Source organism: Sphingobacterium sp. GVS05A, assembly GCF_019969845.1.
Classification (GTDB): Bacteria; Bacteroidota; Bacteroidia; order Sphingobacteriales; family Sphingobacteriaceae; genus Sphingobacterium.
The window spans coordinates 690,651-705,213 of record NZ_JAHXYR010000001.1; the positions used below are offsets into that span (position 1 = coordinate 690,651).

Below are 14,563 nucleotides of genomic sequence, written 5' to 3' on the forward strand. Positions count from 1 at the left end.
TAGTTTAAAGATATAGAAAATTTATATACTCCCAATTGCTTTATACGCTATTTCTAGATGTCGTTTTGAGTGTAATTTTTGGCAAAATAAATAAAGGAAGCATTTTTAATTTTGTGTCAGATTTAATAAATGATTTAAGATGAAAAAATTATATGCCCCTCTTATTGGGGTAATGTTAGCTGTGCTGACCAATGTTGTCATGGCACAAGCTCATAAAACACAGGTCTTGGTTCTTATTCATTCCGATAAAGGCGGAACGTATGAATTAGCCAAGGAAGTTGCAAAAGGTATTGAGCGCAGTGGTAAGGTACAGGCTGTGGTTAAACTGGTGAAACCATCATCTGATTCAAAGCTGAGTAGTCTTGCAGTGGCAACAGTAGAAGAGCTGCCTAATTATGACGGGATTGCATTTGGATCACCTGTTTATTTTGGCAATATAAGTACAGCAATGAGTGAGTTCCTGTCCAAAACAGTAGATCTATGGTCTCAGCACGCTTTGGAGGGCATCCCTGCTACAGTATTTATGTCTGCAGGGAGTGGTGCAGGAAAGGAGTTGGCATTGCAGTCATTCTGGAATAGCCTAACGGTACATGGGATGATTCTGGTTCCTACAGGTATTATGGGGAATGACAAAATAGATAAATCCATTCCACAGGGAAATACAGTCTTGGGGACAACAAGTCTCGCTTCATTGACAGCTACCGAGAGACCGAGCAAAAGTGAGCGCTATCTGGCCGAGCAGCAGGGAATGAACTTTGCGAAGGTTGCCGTAGCTCTAGCGTGTACAAGGGAAAATAAGGTTCTTGATAAAAAAAGTAGCCCAGCTCATCCGGATATGATAGCAATCCATAATAAGTTACGGGAAAACAATATTGTACTTCCAAAAGTACCCCAACCGGCAGGGAATTATCAACCTTATGTTCGTTCCGGAAATTTAGTCTTTATTAATCAGGTGGCACTCAAGGATGGTAAAATATTTAAACCCGGGAAATTAGGGGCCGGTGTAAGTGAGCAGGAGGTGAAGGAAGCGACTGAAATAACAATGCTTAATGTACTTTCTGTTCTTAATGAGGCGGTCGGTGGAGATCTAAACCGGGTCAAACGTTGTGTACAGTTAACAGGAATTTTCAATACGAAAGACGATTATAGTAAACATGCCGACCTGATGAACGTGGCATCCAATCTTGCTGTTACGGTATTTGGCGAAAAAGGGAAACATGCCCGGGCGACTTTTGGAGCTTCATCTTTACCTGTAAATTCATCTGTAGAGATACAGGCGGTCTTCGAAATTGAATAGCTAGATAGCTGTGAGTGATAGATAGCTGTGAAAATCGACTGCGGGACCTTTCTGACCAATAAACCGAGTGCAGCGAGCGCATTGATACCTGAATAAAAAAACGGCGCTATAAAAAATAGACAATTTAAAAAAATGCCAATGTGATAAACATTGGCATTACCTTATACGTCCTATAAAGTTTCAGGGATGTTATTTTTTAACTTCACCTTTATATTTTACTGCACCATTTACATATAAATCCGATTTATCAGCATCATATTTATAGGTATCCTTCTGGTATGTATTGTTTTCAGTTTTATCCAAAATAATCGTTGTTTTATTGTCGTCTGGTAAAAATAATTCCATTTTGGATTTATCATCATTAGCGACAACAAATGCACTGATAATAGCATCGCCTTCTTTAACATCAACAGGATTCAGACGTGTTCCTACATTAAAGACCTGAATACATCCCTGTTTAACTTCACTCCAGGTTTGGCCTGCGCCAACAAGACATCCATGTTCATCCTTATCTCCGCCGATAGATGGTGTTTCTTCTTTGGCCAGACTGTCTGTTTTCTCAGCAGATTTTGATTGCTGTGCATTATTACATCCTGCAAATAGGATAACACCTAGTGCTAAAAATGCTATTTTTTTCATTTTAATCGGTTTTTTATATGTTTTGTTCTGCAGTGCAATAAATATACCATACTTGTCAAATCGATCCCTTTGTTTGAAAAAAATTAAGCGAGCCGTAAATATTGCCATAGGGCAAGTTAATTTAATACGCTGTTTATTAATATTGTATTGCAGCAAATATTGCATGTCAACTATCGCTTTATGCTTGCCGAAGGCAGTTGTTGAAATATATATTCAATAGGCGGTAGAAATGAATAAACGGATCGCATTTAATCTAAAAATATAACATATGGAAGATGCAAACTCAGGGGAAAAAAACCTTGTTTCAGTTATTTTGGTGGAGAAACCGCTCGAAGATGTCTGGGAACACTGGATCGGATCAGCGTCCATAAAACAATGGAATATTCCATTCGATGATTGGCATTGTCCGGAGGTAGAGAATGATTTTAGGGAGGGTGGGCAATTTAATTTTCGAATGGAACGACGGGCTGATCATGAAGGCTTTGATTATCGTGGGGTATATGATCGTATTATCCCATTAGAATATATTGAAAGTACCAGTGGCGGAAGAAACTGTATTGTTGAATTTCAGGCTATCGATAATAATACGATTATAAGGGAGACGTTTGAACCAGATGCGGTGACAGCGCTGGATCTTCAGCAAAATTTCACCGACGCCGTTCTGGTCAACTTTAAAAAATTTGTAGAAAGCAGGTAAATCTAGAACTTTAATAGACGAAACTAATTAAATTGAATAATGAGCATGTTGAACAATCACTCAGGCTATGCAGCCGCTAACGGGATAAAACTATACTATGAAATATATGGGGCAGGAAAGCCACTTGTGCTTGTCCACGGCGGTGGCTCCTCAGGTTTTTTTGATTTTGAGGAGACGGTAATCCGATTGAAAGATCACTATCAATTGATTTTGCTGGATATGCAAAATCATGGCCGATCGGAGCATAGGGTCGTTCCGGAAACATTTGAACAGGATGCTAGGGATATTATCGCGGTTTTGGATTACCTCGCGATCGATAAAGCTTCATTTTTAGGCTTTAGTAATGGCGCAACGACCATTTTAAAACTCGCTTCTCTTTTCCCGGATAGGGTAAACAAATTGATTGCTGCTTCGGGTAACACCAAAAGAGAGGGCTTGTTAGATGGCTTTTTTGATAGCATGTCAGATTCTACGATTGAGGTTATGCCGCTTTATTTGAAAGAAAATTTTTTGAAATTGAATCCGGATCCCGAAAAGTTTAAAAATATGTATGAAAAGGATAGCCAACGCATGGTAAATTTCCAGGATTTTGAACCGGGTACCTTAGAAAACTTAGCTTGCCCAGTATTTCTGATCGGAGGAGATCAGGACGTGGTCAAAGGGCAGCATTTGGCACAAATGCAACAGCAGATTCCCAATGCACGTCTTTTGGTTCTGCCCGCTAATCATGGTAATTATATGATGAAAGATTTTGATGGACAAATAGATAAAGAGCTAATTGATTTTACGGTCCTTCAGATTCAAAAATTCCTTGAGGCCGAATAGCATCTTCCTATTCAAGTCCTATTCGTTGGGTTGAAGTGATTTTAGTACAGCAGATGAGACAGTTAACGGCGCATACTACGTTCCAAACTTCGTATGCGTTGTTGATTTTTACCATCAACACGTGAAGCAACGGCCCATATTGCTGCGGGCAACCAGCCCAAAATAGTAATTTGGAGGATTAAACAAATAATTCCACTGAATATTTTACCTCTTAAAAAGAAGGATAACCAAGGAAGTAGTACTGCAATCAATATCATATCAAACGATTTATAAAAGAACTGTATGATAACCAAAAACAAGATCCTTTCATTTGGTTATACAGATAGCTTAAATGTACACAACAAAAATCGACAATAATATGTAAGAAAACAAATCGCGGAAGATGTTAAGAAATCTTAAAATTTTCTATTTCCAATCCTCTTTTGAAAATTCGGGGCAGGAGTGGCACCAATGTTGATGTTCCCCTGTCGAATATTTTTAGATGCAGTTTACAATAAGATAAATGACGGAACACATGAAAGAGAGCAAAAACATTATTGAGATTTTGGACAATAAATATAAAGCTTATTTGGAAGAAGACGGAAAATGGCTCAATGAAGGATTTAAAAACATTTTTATAGAAGGAGAGGCCAGTCGAAAGAATTTAAAAACACCGGTTTACCTGATGTTGCCTGAAGAAATTAGGGAAGATGTAGATCAGCTATTATCAGACAACTTCAATTAAAAGGAAACTAATCTACAGCAGGTTTTTTAATGTAATCAATTTTCCCCTTTTCCTCCTGGGCTTTGACCACATTCGCTATACCAAATCTTTTGATAGTTTGATAGATCTGCTGTTTCTCTTTTCTACTCAACACGTTTAACATCGTGAGTATCTCTTTTCCCTGTGTAGTTTCTAGTTCAAGTCTTGTCCCTTCCCAGATACTTGCAGTAATCCGGATGTTGACAATTTGTACGAATGGAACAAACACCAATAAATCGAGGTCAGCCATGGCTTTTTTGAACGCATGTCTGGCGGGTATTCTTTTGAAATAAAATCCCCTTGTATCTGTTTTCGCCCGAACGGCTTTTTTGCTGTTCTTTAACATCCAAAACCCGATCAGGATACATATCAACTTTAATGGTAGCCATGGTATTGATCCCCAAAAAGGAGCAATGTCTACCCATAATGTTCCTGTTCCAATGAGCACTAAAATAACAGCGATCGTGATTCTTTTCCAGTTTGGATGATAATAAATCTTTTCAGATGGCACCTCATTAACCATAAGCTCCTTATAAATGAAGATCTATTTTTTACTTCACCTAATCAACCTATTCATTGATCAATAGTAATGTAAAACGACAGATTATTTCGTAAATATAATAGTGTGCAACAGTCGATACCTCTTACATTTACAATTCGTCTGAAAAGATTTTATATTCGATCATACACCGAATTGTCGCAAGTGATGATCCATGTGTTTATACACAAAAATGCCAATTTGTTCCGTTTCCATTTTTCCGAAAAAATCATGGACGAAATCTGGATTTGAATAGTGACCATAGGATTCAATTTGCTCCATCCAAGTTTTTTTCTGGGCGGCATCAACCTGACCCTTATTGTCCTTAACGGCGAAAATTCCCGCAGGCACATTTTTTTTCAGCGGCTTATCGTCTTTTATCATACCTTTTAGGGCCATTTTCCCAAATATCTTCCCAAGAAATTCTTGCTTGTAATGATGTTTATTCCGACCAAGCACCCAATCATTCCAGATTGTACAATGTTTGATCATTTGATATACATTCATTTTTCCCCATTGTGCTGTGTTATTGAGGGTAAGGAGCTCGATCCTTTCGATCAGTTCCGCTCTTGCTGAGTTGTTGAATATTGTTTTCATCTTGTTTTTTTTGTAAAGTTAGGGCGGATATCGCCGATCATTACCACGTAAAAATGACATTTGAGGGTGGTTTTCGTGCCAAAATTATGTGTACATTTAAGAGAGAAAATAGAGGTGTACATAAATATTTACGGATGAAACATATATCAGTCATTATCTATAACAATGTATTATCTACGGCCGTATCAACTACGGTCGCTTTACTCATGAGCGCAAATGAAGCTGCTTTAAAAAGGGGGATGCCGATCCCATTTGAGATTGAATTAATTGGGGTTGGTACAAAAACGGTGCAGTCCATTCTCCCGATCCAATTCTATTGTACGAGAATACTGGCGGAGGTCGCTCGAACGGATGTGGTTATAATTCCCCCCATGAATATAGCCGCTGGGCAGATTGAATCATTTTTAGATGACAATTGGGAGTTGATCGGTTGGATCAGAGATAAATATGAGCGCAAGGCGGAAGTGATCAGTCTGTGCACCGGAGCCTATTTTTTGGCCGAAAGTGGATTGTTGGATGGAATGCCAGCAACCTCGCATTGGGACGCCATAACGGATCTGGCAAGTCGATATCCCAAGATCCTGTTTAAACCAGATCATGTGGTCACTCATTCCAAAGCAATTATTACAGGCGGAGGTGGTTTTTCGGCATTAAATGCAATGCTCTATTTTATAGAAAAAAATTGTAGCAAGGAAATCGCCATCGAACTCAGTAAGTTCTATGCATTGGATTATGGTCGTACCTCACAGAATATATTTTCAGTTTTCTCAGGGCAACGTCTTCACGATGATCAAGATATCCATCGGGCACAAAGCTATATCGAAGAGAAAATTAAAGCAGATATTTCGGTTGAACAGATTGCTGACCATGTCAATATGAGCAAACGAAATTTTATTCGAAGATTTAAGAATGCAACCCGATTGAATCCGATAGAATATATACAGCGGACAAAGATAGAGGTTGCAAAAAAAGCATTGGAAATGGGGAATGCAAATATAGCTGATGTTACCTATAGTATCGGTTATAATGACTTAAAAACATTCCGCAGTTTATTCAAGAAAATAACGGGGTTAACACCCATAGATTATAGAAATAGATACAAGGGACAATTTGAGCAAGTCTAATGACTGGACTATCCGGCATCTCAAATCTGGATGATAAGACGAATTCTTTTTACGAATATTTTTGCCTGTATAAATCAAAATATTTACTAAAATGAATTATCAAATTAAAAGAGCCAGTCTTGAAGACTTGAACGAAACCGCAGAATTGTTTAACCTTTATCGAATTTTTTACCGTCAGGAATCTGATCTGGAAAAAGGGAAGATGTTTTTAAAAGAGCGATTTCTGAAGGACGAATCAATTATTTTTCTAGCCCTGGCTGACGGTAAAGCCGTGGGGTTTGTACAATTGTATAAATTGTTTCATTACACTAAATTAGAAATGCAATGGTTGCTGAGCGATCTGTTTGTTCATCAGGACTATCGAGGTAGGGGACTTTCAGTTGCACTGATCGATCAGAGCAAAGAATGGTGTGCCGAAACCGGTGCCTGCGGGTTAATGCTCGAAACAGAAAAAACAAATGACATTGGCAATACGCTATACCCACGTTGCGGTTTTGAATACGATGGACTGCACAACTATTATCATTGGTGGAGTAAAAAGTAAACTGTATTTTGTCTAGTCCATATCATTGAATTATTTTATGGACTAGACATTTTCAACTATTTTGTGATTAAGAAAGTATCTGTTGACGATGATGATTGAGGTGGGCTACATAATCTTCCATCAAAAAGGCAAGTGTTAGATCATTACATTTTAGCATTGTCAGGCTTTTAGTAATCAAAGTCTTGAATAGAAATAGAAGTTGCTTGTTGAGTGCTAACCATAAATCAAGCAGCTGTTTAGTTTCTGAGTGCTGATAATTTGCATTTTCACAAAAGTCATCCTGTGTGTAAAAGATCTGTGGATTTTCTTCAGATTGTGCTCTGATAAACCGGAGGTAGTTTGTCATGGCGCTATCGATCAGGTGCCCTAAAATTTCCTTCTTGCTCCATTTTTCTGGAACTGGTTTCGCACTAAATGCTATGGTATCAATGGCCGATAGTTCGGTCGGGAAAGTAGCTATGAGCACTTCAAAGTCTTGTATAAAATCGTTCATTTTTATTGAATGTTAATATGATAATAGCTTATTGTTAAGCGATTGCAAGGATTGTTAATTTTTCAAAAAATAAATACTTTGTTTGAAATTTGACAAAACAATTTTACCTCAAGTCGTATTTAGAGATAAACTGTTATTGCAAATTAATAAATAGAAATTTATGAACAGAAATCAATTTGTTTTTAAATCCATCTCTTGTTTTGGATTAATGGCATCCCTATGGTTGACGGGTTGTCAAAAGCAGGTATTATCGACGAATGAAGATGATGCGGTGAATCGTTTGAATCAGTTAAATGCGCAGGCTGCCGCAGTAACGACAAATGCCGTTGTGGAATGGAACCAGGAACGTCAAAAAATAGACGGATTTGGTGCCTTCGGGGGGCGTATTGTTCCTTTCTTTGAATCTCCGAAGAGAGATAGTATTTTGGACTATCTGTGGGGTAATTCGGGTTTGAAGTTGAATATATTGCGCGGCAAGGTATTACATACCTACCCATTCAATCAACAGAATAGGGTGGTGACCATTAAGCCTGCAGGGGTTGATATCGATGTCGCAGTTAGTAGTCCGGCTTATCAGGCACTCTCGGCAGATGCGCGGGAGCACCTGGGACAGCTATGGATTCTAAAAAAGGCTAAGGAAAAATTTCAGGTCCCCGTTATTATCGCGAGTACCTGGACACCGCCGCTTTATATGAAGACAAATCCCAATAGTATCAGTGGTAAATGGTTTAATGGACTTAATCTTAATACCTCATCGACGCTATTTGCCCGTTATCTGGCCGGTTTCGCCAAAGCTTATCAAAATGAAGGGATCACAATTAATGCTATATCGCCAACGAATGAACCTGAAAATGTGTTTTCGGATTGGGATGCATCTTATTGGGCTTCGAATAAACTTGGTGAGTTTGTCACTAACAACCTCAGACCAGCCTTAAATGAAGAAGGTTTGCAAAGTACCAAAATCATCGCTTCTGAAAATGCGGCGTGGGGTACAGCCAATACCTTCCTATCTGGAATGGACAGGAGTAATGTCGATATTCTGGCAGGACATGGTTACGTTGAAATTACAGAGTTGATCGGCGGAAAAAGAGGTTTCAACCAAAGCCCATCAAAGTGGACATTTTCTACAGGCGGCAAACCAATGTGGGTAACCGAAGCATCGGACGATGGAGGAAACTACGATGCTGGAATTGAAGGTGGATTGAAGCTTGCCGTCAATATGCACAAATTGCTGGCAGATTGCGATGCCAGTGCTTATGTCTTCTGGCTCGGGATGCTCGCATTCCAAAATAACGAGGCGTTGATCTGTACACGAAGTGATGGTTCGTTGGAATTTACCAAGGCTTATGACGTAATGGGGCATTATTCGAGATTTATTAAAGCCAATTACAAGCGTGTCAACGTTGCGGTACAAAATGCCAACGGATTACTGATATCAGCGTATAAAGATCCGCAAACAGGTAAATTTGCCATGGTCGTGACAAATACAGGTAGTAGTAGTGTCCCGTTGGATATCAACCTCTCAGGCTTTGTAGCGGGACAATTATCCAATTATCAGACTACGGCGACCAGTACAGGGCATTGGGGACTTGCTGGTATGGTTGCGCCAACTGCGAATGGAGTATATAGCTTAACTATTCCAGCAAAGAGTGTGTCGACACTCGAAGGAACCAAACAATAAGGATATAAATGGAAAATAAGCAATCCGAAGAGTAAAAACATCCCCTAAGTAGTGCATGTGTGTAAGAGGGGGGACGAATAAAATGAAAGAAAATGGGCTGTCCGAAATCTTTTTGGACAGCCCATTTCTGCTTTCGAATTAATGCACTGCGATTAATCCCATTTATTATTTGTCGAAACGGCATATTTACCTGCCCCCATAAATAGAAAACTTAGTCCAATCAGCATGTAGATAACCAAAAGCTCTACCGCCCAGCCCCCAAATTCATTCAATTTAAAGATATTACTACTTTGGGCGAGACAAATCGCCGTAAGACAGTTAATAGCGAATACTACACCCGCCAAACGTATGCGTAGACCAAGGATAATCATAATCGGCGCAATGATTTCGCCGACAAATACGCCATTTGCAAAAAATGAGGGAAGTCCGATGCTGACGATGATGTCCTTAATGAACCCGATGCCATGGATTAACTTATTGATCCCGTACACCAACATGGGACCACCAATAGCTATTCTACTGATTAAAATACCTAAATCAAGATTTTTTTTCATTATATATTATTTTTAAAAGTTGTGTTTTACAAAAGCGCCAATATTTTCCAGTGTTTTTTTACTGTTATTAAATTGGTCAAAATTGGATGCCAGTCCGTACATAAGCTTGTCCTGTTTTATGCCCAGACGTATAAATTGAAGTCCACGCTGGTAAATTTTAGTATTTACATTGCCGGTAGCAAGTACACTGAAATAGGCCTGTTTCTGTGTGGTTAAATAGGGGGTATACTCAAATGATAAGGACTGTTCGAGCGTAAATCCTTTTTGATAGGTGCTGCCTATCGTGTAAGAAAAAGACTGGGTAGGTTTGCTCACGCGATATTGTACAAACGCGCTAAAGAAAGCTCCGGGATTTTTCATTCCAAAAGCTGCATTCAATGTAAATCGTTTACTAACCGTATAGGAAGCGGTATTTCTGATAAAAAAGATGTTTTCTTTATCGGTTGTATATTCTGTGTCAAAAAGCGATAGATTGTTGATTTTTATTTTGTCACTGATCTTGTAACTGACCTGATGCATATAGAAGTATGAACGATGTCCCAGGACGACCTCAGGTGTATAGGATAGTTGCTGAGCATGTGTCGCCACAGCAACCAAGGTAGAAACTGCAAGTGTAATAGCTATTGTCTTCATGTTCTCTCGTTTGAATTACGAGCAAAACTAGACAAGGCGGAGGGGATAAAAATTAAGAAATCTTAAGAAAGACGTGACAGGTGTTTTTTTCTTAAATAACTTAGGTATTCGACCGTAATCCCAAGATAAGAGGCAATCATATATTGCGGAAACCGTTGTTCAATTGTAGGATAGTCCGAGATAAATTTGCGGTATTTTGTATACGCATCAGAGCGTACATTTTCGAAAGTACGCTCCTGTAAATTTACATAGGCATGCTGAATTTTCAATCGCCAAAACTCGGAGAGGGCAGGGACGTCTTTATACAATATTTCCAGATTGCGTTTGCTGATCTGTATGAGTGTGGTATCCTCATTTGCACGGATATATAGGCGAGATGGTAATTCACTCAGGTAGCTATATAGATCATTGATCCACCACTGTTCTATCCCGAGTTGCGTTATATGTTCTTTGCCATTCTCCTCCATATAATAGGCATATAGACTTCCTTTTACAATGAATCGCATATGTTTGGAAATCTGCCCCTCCTGAAGAACAAACTCTTTCCGTTTTGCAACTTTTACTTCCAATTTCGGGAGAATGGACAGTATATCCGCTTCAGTGAGTGGCACAATCTCTTTGAAATGGTCGATCAATAGCGAACTGATAGCGTCTAAATTCATATCTCTTGATTAAAAACACCGACAGGCTTTATCGCAAAAATATCGCATTTGTGGGTGTCTAAATAAGACACAAATTTAAGCAAATTTAGTGTTGATCACGACTGTTTTAGGACTTTGAGCCCCATAATTTATCCAGCGCATATCTGCCACCACCTTGTAGGATGAGTGCGAGACAGATCCCCAAGACCAATAAATGGTATTCAAAACCCTCAGCACCAGCCGGCATTTTTCCAAACCAGTTCATAAAAAAACCATGTGCGGCGTGATCGACTACAATCATACCAATAAATAGAAAAAAAATAGCGATGCTGGTGAGTCTGGTCAAAAAGCCCAATAGGATAAAAAAAGTTCCCAGACACTCAACTGCAATTGCGCTTATGGCTAAGAACATCGGGAGATTGACATGACTGGTCATGTACGCAATTTCTCCTTGCAATCCGGGGCCGTCAAACCAACCAAATAATTTTTGGGCTGCATGTGGAAATAGTACTCCCCCCAATGTTAGCCGCAAAATAAAGGCTGTCCAGCTATTATCTGTTGACAGCATCCATTGTTTAATCTTTTTGTTCATCTTACTATGGTTTATGATGAACAAATTTAATTCGAAATTAACGTGTCAACCTGTGCTGTTTGATAAATAAAATCGGTGCGATTTATCACAGATTTATATATTTTTATACTGTTGTCCTTTGAGTCTACTCAGCGATTCCCTTGTAATACCAAGAAAAGAGGCGATGTGTTGCTGGGAGATACGTTGTTCAAACCATTGATAACATTTCATAAACTCAAGATACCTTTCCTCAGCTGTTTTCTGCTGAAATAGTATTCTTTTCTGGAGGGAAACGAATGCTTTTAGAAATATTTTCCGAAAATAGCTTTCTAAAGCTGGGATTTCAATAAACAGTTCTTCCAGCTTGCATTTTTCTATTAAAAATACCTCCGTATCTTCCAATGCATCGATATTGTAAACCGAAGGCTGTGCTTGCAAGGTACTATACCAATCTGAAATCCACCAGTTCTCAAAAGCAAATTGCACGGTATTCTCGCGGCCGGTTGGGCTAACCTCATATTGCCGCAGGGCACCTTTGATCACAAAACACTCCCGTGTGCAGATCGTTCCCTCTTGTAGTAAATATTGCCGGCGGCGTATTTTTTTGTAGGTCAATGCTGCGCAAAAGCGTTCTTTCTCTTCCTCTGATAAGATACTGTGTTGACTGATATGATTTAGTATACTGTCGTAAACGATTGACATAAAGAGGTGTGGTTCATATTTTCTCAAATATAATTAATAGCTGCTGTATCCTAAATAGACTAAGATCTATTTTTTACTTTCTACAAAATGCACCCCTTCCCTGGAATAATAAATGACGTTTTTAAAATGAGTTTATGCGGATTGTAAATATTCGTGTTAATATCGCTCCATACGCTGTATATTTGGATATCTTTTACTGCTGGTTTAAGATAGAAGATGAAAAGATAATTTTGAGCAATTTTCCATGAAGCTATTTAGTTCTACACATACAAGTATTCTTTCTTTACTGCTTTTATCGACACTGTTATATTCTTGTCAATCTCAGGATCCAGCGGTTGTATTCTTGGACAAATTAGATCCTAGCTTTGATGTTTCAGCCTTTTATGCGCCGAAAATAAAAAAAACGGAATCCATGTTAGCTTCCGACGTGAAAGAGATGGATAAGAAAGCGTTAAAAGAGGCTTTTGAGACAGCCATGTTTAAGAAAGATACAATCGCGATCTTTGATAGTGAAGGAAGCTTACCGACACCCTTTTATCTGGAGTCTACCTCCGGATGGGAGACCAAGAAGCTAAAACCGAAGAAATATTACGGTTATCGGTATACCACGGTGTCTTACAACGAAGACAAAGATACCTTGGCCATGTTGAATGGTGTCGCTTTTCCTGCACTTGCTATGGCGGAAAATAAGGATGGTAAGTTCGCTTATTTATATGCGAGCAAAACATCAAAAAACAAAACTGATTACCAGAATCTTCAGGATTTTCTACAAAAAACATATACAGCCTTCAACATATCAGAAGAAGCGGGTTCAGGGATAAAAGGCTGGGAAAGTCCGGATTTTTATTATTTCTTATCGAAGAAAGATAGAACGGAGGAGGAGATTTTCTCCTTTGGTGAACCCGAGGAAGATAAGCCCACCACGACAGCTATTTCAGAAATACTTTTGGAAATTTTTAGTAAGGAATATATTCAGGATATGCGGAAGGAGCAGGTCTATCTGAGAGGCTACATTCCCCTTGTCAAATAAGAAAAGATTAGTTTGAACGACGATTATACAGCATTTTTTGAAATTTTTTTATATTTACGTCTTTGTTTTTAGGAAATCAATCAAACTAATCTTACTCTTTCTATGCCCGATACAACAGTTTCTACCTCCGCCTATGCTGATACCAAGCCGCATTATAACGTGCTTGATGGTTTACGCGGTGTTGCAGCCATCACTGTCGTATGCTTTCATATTTTCGAAGCCTTTGCAACCAGTCATCTGGATCAACGTATTAACCACGGATACCTCGCAGTCGATTTTTTCTTTATGCTCTCTGGATTTGTCGTCGGTTATGCATATGATGACCGCTGGGGAACGATGACGACAATGGATTTTATCAAACGCCGGATTATACGGCTACATCCCATGGTTATTATGGGGGCCATCATTGGTGCTGTCCTATTCTATTTTCAGGGTTGTTCGGTCTGGGACGTATCCAAGGTGACCGTTTCAGCTTTATTACTAGCGACGGTTTTAAATGCACTGTTGATCCCTGCTCTCCCCGGACATGAAGTAAGAGGCCTGGGTGAGATGTTTCCACTCAATGGTCCGAGTTGGTCCTTGTTTTTTGAATATATCGGTAATATCCTCTATGTTGTGATCATCCGTAAATTTTCAACAAAAGCACTTGGTGGACTTGTTGTTGCTGCAGGCTGTGGATTAGCCATATTTGCGATCTGGGGTCCTTTGGGCGATATTTGTGCAGGGTTTTCACTGACCGGAACAGAATTTACAGCAGGATCCCTACGTCTTTTATTCTCCTTTACAGCCGGACTGTTTTTATCGCGGGTATTTAAACCTTTTTGGATTAAAGGTGCATTTTGGATCTGTAGTATTATCCTTGTTTCACTTTTGGCGATTCCTCGTATCGGGGGAGCTGAAAATCTCTGGATGAATGGACTCTATGATACGCTGTGCTGTGTGCTGGTTTTTCCACTGCTAGTTGTTCTGGGGGCTTCCGGAAAAGGGGGCAGTTTTACAAACAAACTGTCTAAATTCTTGGGAGATATCTCTTACCCTTTGTATATGGTGCACTATCCTTTTATCTATTTATATTACGCTTGGGTGAAAAATGAAAACCTCAGTTTTGAGCAATCATTGCCCGGTGCTGCAGCGGTTGTTATTGGTAGTATTGTGCTCGCTTATAGCTGTTTAAAACTATACGATATCCCTGTGCGAAAATATCTGACCCAACGATTTTTAGAATCAAAGGGAAAGAATTCAAATTAAGCGCAGA

Annotated in this window: 19 protein-coding genes; 9 read left to right on the forward strand and 10 right to left on the reverse strand. The window is 39.1% G+C overall.

The features are described 5' to 3' along the window. The first annotated feature begins 139 nt into the window (after window positions 1–139). A complete protein-coding gene (locus LC454_RS02985; RefSeq protein ID WP_223579177.1) occupies window positions 140–1,297 on the forward strand; it encodes an Atu1372/SO_1960 family protein in 1,158 nt (385 codons plus the stop codon). A 189-nt stretch (window positions 1,298–1,486) separates the two neighbouring features. Here the strand turns inward: LC454_RS02985 and LC454_RS02990 are convergent, their stop codons facing one another. After that, window positions 1,487–2,044 carry a hypothetical protein gene (locus LC454_RS02990; RefSeq protein ID WP_223579179.1) on the reverse strand — a complete coding sequence of 186 codons (558 nt, stop codon included), beginning with the start codon at window positions 2,042–2,044 and terminating at the stop codon, window positions 1,487–1,489. A gap of 160 nt (window positions 2,045–2,204) precedes the next feature. Here LC454_RS02990 and LC454_RS02995 point away from each other — a divergent pair, with 160 nt between their 5' ends. Both LC454_RS02995 and LC454_RS03000 read left to right on the forward strand, forming a co-directional pair. Continuing rightward, window positions 2,205–2,633 (forward strand): SRPBCC domain-containing protein, encoded by a 429-nt coding sequence (locus tag LC454_RS02995; RefSeq protein WP_223579181.1) that lies wholly within the window; start codon window positions 2,205–2,207, stop codon window positions 2,631–2,633. A 45-nt stretch (window positions 2,634–2,678) separates the two neighbouring features. Further along, entirely contained in the window at window positions 2,679–3,458 is a 780-nt protein-coding gene (locus LC454_RS03000; RefSeq protein WP_223579192.1) for an alpha/beta fold hydrolase, read from the forward strand. Window positions 3,459–3,520: 62 nt separating this feature from the next. On the opposite strand, the gene LC454_RS03005 is transcribed toward LC454_RS03000, so the two are convergent. Further along, complete coding sequence (locus LC454_RS03005) at window positions 3,521–3,715, reverse strand: YqaE/Pmp3 family membrane protein (RefSeq protein ID WP_120258221.1); 195 nt, start codon at window positions 3,713–3,715, stop codon at window positions 3,521–3,523. A 257-nt stretch (window positions 3,716–3,972) separates the two neighbouring features. Here LC454_RS03005 and LC454_RS03010 point away from each other — a divergent pair, with 257 nt between their 5' ends. Then, window positions 3,973–4,182: a hypothetical protein gene (locus tag LC454_RS03010; RefSeq protein ID WP_223579195.1), complete on the forward strand. Its 210-nt coding sequence runs from the start codon at window positions 3,973–3,975 to the stop codon at window positions 4,180–4,182. Window positions 4,183–4,189: 7 nt separating this feature from the next. On the opposite strand, the gene LC454_RS03015 is transcribed toward LC454_RS03010, so the two are convergent. After that, window positions 4,190–4,723 carry a hypothetical protein gene (locus LC454_RS03015; RefSeq protein WP_223579197.1) on the reverse strand — a complete coding sequence of 178 codons (534 nt, stop codon included), beginning with the start codon at window positions 4,721–4,723 and terminating at the stop codon, window positions 4,190–4,192. 159 nt (window positions 4,724–4,882) lie between these two features. Further along, window positions 4,883–5,335: a DUF1569 domain-containing protein gene (locus tag LC454_RS03020; RefSeq protein ID WP_223579200.1), complete on the reverse strand. Its 453-nt coding sequence runs from the start codon at window positions 5,333–5,335 to the stop codon at window positions 4,883–4,885. Window positions 5,336–5,469: 134 nt separating this feature from the next. Here LC454_RS03020 and LC454_RS03025 point away from each other — a divergent pair, with 134 nt between their 5' ends. Beyond that, window positions 5,470–6,459, forward strand: coding sequence for a GlxA family transcriptional regulator (locus LC454_RS03025; protein WP_223579213.1), 990 nt, complete (start codon window positions 5,470–5,472; stop codon window positions 6,457–6,459). A gap of 91 nt (window positions 6,460–6,550) precedes the next feature. Further along, window positions 6,551–7,003 (forward strand): GNAT family N-acetyltransferase, encoded by a 453-nt coding sequence (locus LC454_RS03030; protein ID WP_223579220.1) that lies wholly within the window; start codon window positions 6,551–6,553, stop codon window positions 7,001–7,003. 67 nt (window positions 7,004–7,070) lie between these two features. Here the strand turns inward: LC454_RS03030 and LC454_RS03035 are convergent, their stop codons facing one another. Next, complete coding sequence (locus LC454_RS03035) at window positions 7,071–7,496, reverse strand: DinB family protein (RefSeq protein ID WP_223579222.1); 426 nt, start codon at window positions 7,494–7,496, stop codon at window positions 7,071–7,073. 160 nt (window positions 7,497–7,656) lie between these two features. Here LC454_RS03035 and LC454_RS03040 point away from each other — a divergent pair, with 160 nt between their 5' ends. Further along, window positions 7,657–9,177 carry a glycoside hydrolase gene (locus LC454_RS03040; protein ID WP_223579225.1) on the forward strand — a complete coding sequence of 507 codons (1,521 nt, stop codon included), beginning with the start codon at window positions 7,657–7,659 and terminating at the stop codon, window positions 9,175–9,177. Window positions 9,178–9,329: 152 nt separating this feature from the next. Here the strand turns inward: LC454_RS03040 and LC454_RS03045 are convergent, their stop codons facing one another. The 5 genes from LC454_RS03045 to LC454_RS03065 all read right to left on the reverse strand — a co-directional run bounded on the left by LC454_RS03045 (window position 9,330) and on the right by LC454_RS03065 (window position 12,278). Beyond that, window positions 9,330–9,731: a DoxX family protein gene (locus LC454_RS03045; protein WP_223579228.1), complete on the reverse strand. Its 402-nt coding sequence runs from the start codon at window positions 9,729–9,731 to the stop codon at window positions 9,330–9,332. A 12-nt stretch (window positions 9,732–9,743) separates the two neighbouring features. Next, entirely contained in the window at window positions 9,744–10,364 is a 621-nt protein-coding gene (locus LC454_RS03050) for a hypothetical protein (protein WP_223579230.1), read from the reverse strand. Between the two features lie 62 nt (window positions 10,365–10,426). Further along, window positions 10,427–11,026 (reverse strand): Crp/Fnr family transcriptional regulator, encoded by a 600-nt coding sequence (locus LC454_RS03055; protein ID WP_223579232.1) that lies wholly within the window; start codon window positions 11,024–11,026, stop codon window positions 10,427–10,429. 106 nt (window positions 11,027–11,132) lie between these two features. Continuing rightward, window positions 11,133–11,597, reverse strand: coding sequence for a DoxX family protein (locus tag LC454_RS03060; protein WP_223579234.1), 465 nt, complete (start codon window positions 11,595–11,597; stop codon window positions 11,133–11,135). A 93-nt stretch (window positions 11,598–11,690) separates the two neighbouring features. Beyond that, entirely contained in the window at window positions 11,691–12,278 is a 588-nt protein-coding gene (locus LC454_RS03065) for a Crp/Fnr family transcriptional regulator (RefSeq protein WP_223579237.1), read from the reverse strand. A 244-nt stretch (window positions 12,279–12,522) separates the two neighbouring features. On the opposite strand from LC454_RS03065, the gene LC454_RS03070 reads away from it, so the two are divergent. Beyond that, the gene (locus LC454_RS03070; RefSeq protein WP_223579246.1) at window positions 12,523–13,308 is read left to right on the forward strand and encodes a hypothetical protein; all 786 of its coding nucleotides are present in this window, start codon (window positions 12,523–12,525) and stop codon (window positions 13,306–13,308) included. Window positions 13,309–13,410: 102 nt separating this feature from the next. Next, complete coding sequence (locus LC454_RS03075; protein ID WP_223579249.1) at window positions 13,411–14,556, forward strand: acyltransferase family protein; 1,146 nt, start codon at window positions 13,411–13,413, stop codon at window positions 14,554–14,556. The last annotated feature ends 7 nt before the right edge of the window (window positions 14,557–14,563 follow it).

Coding starts and splice junctions, on each gene's coding strand:
- LC454_RS02985 (WP_223579177.1), top strand. CDS start 140: ATGAAAAAATTATATGCCCCTCTTATTGGGGTAATGTTAGCTGTGCTG.
- LC454_RS02990 (WP_223579179.1), bottom strand. CDS start 2,044: ATGGCAATATTTACGGCTCGCTTAATTTTTTTCAAACAAAGGGATCGA.
- LC454_RS02995 (WP_223579181.1), top strand. CDS start 2,205: ATGGAAGATGCAAACTCAGGGGAAAAAAACCTTGTTTCAGTTATTTTG.
- LC454_RS03000 (WP_223579192.1), top strand. CDS start 2,679: ATGTTGAACAATCACTCAGGCTATGCAGCCGCTAACGGGATAAAACTA.
- LC454_RS03005 (WP_120258221.1), bottom strand. CDS start 3,715: ATGATATTGATTGCAGTACTACTTCCTTGGTTATCCTTCTTTTTAAGA.
- LC454_RS03010 (WP_223579195.1), top strand. CDS start 3,973: ATGAAAGAGAGCAAAAACATTATTGAGATTTTGGACAATAAATATAAA.
- LC454_RS03015 (WP_223579197.1), bottom strand. CDS start 4,723: ATGGTTAATGAGGTGCCATCTGAAAAGATTTATTATCATCCAAACTGG.
- LC454_RS03020 (WP_223579200.1), bottom strand. CDS start 5,335: ATGAAAACAATATTCAACAACTCAGCAAGAGCGGAACTGATCGAAAGG.
- LC454_RS03025 (WP_223579213.1), top strand. CDS start 5,470: ATGAAACATATATCAGTCATTATCTATAACAATGTATTATCTACGGCC.
- LC454_RS03030 (WP_223579220.1), top strand. CDS start 6,551: ATGAATTATCAAATTAAAAGAGCCAGTCTTGAAGACTTGAACGAAACC.
- LC454_RS03035 (WP_223579222.1), bottom strand. CDS start 7,496: ATGAACGATTTTATACAAGACTTTGAAGTGCTCATAGCTACTTTCCCG.
- LC454_RS03040 (WP_223579225.1), top strand. CDS start 7,657: ATGAACAGAAATCAATTTGTTTTTAAATCCATCTCTTGTTTTGGATTA.
- LC454_RS03045 (WP_223579228.1), bottom strand. CDS start 9,731: ATGAAAAAAAATCTTGATTTAGGTATTTTAATCAGTAGAATAGCTATT.
- LC454_RS03050 (WP_223579230.1), bottom strand. CDS start 10,364: ATGAAGACAATAGCTATTACACTTGCAGTTTCTACCTTGGTTGCTGTG.
- LC454_RS03055 (WP_223579232.1), bottom strand. CDS start 11,026: ATGAATTTAGACGCTATCAGTTCGCTATTGATCGACCATTTCAAAGAG.
- LC454_RS03060 (WP_223579234.1), bottom strand. CDS start 11,597: ATGAACAAAAAGATTAAACAATGGATGCTGTCAACAGATAATAGCTGG.
- LC454_RS03065 (WP_223579237.1), bottom strand. CDS start 12,278: ATGTCAATCGTTTACGACAGTATACTAAATCATATCAGTCAACACAGT.
- LC454_RS03070 (WP_223579246.1), top strand. CDS start 12,523: ATGAAGCTATTTAGTTCTACACATACAAGTATTCTTTCTTTACTGCTT.
- LC454_RS03075 (WP_223579249.1), top strand. CDS start 13,411: ATGCCCGATACAACAGTTTCTACCTCCGCCTATGCTGATACCAAGCCG.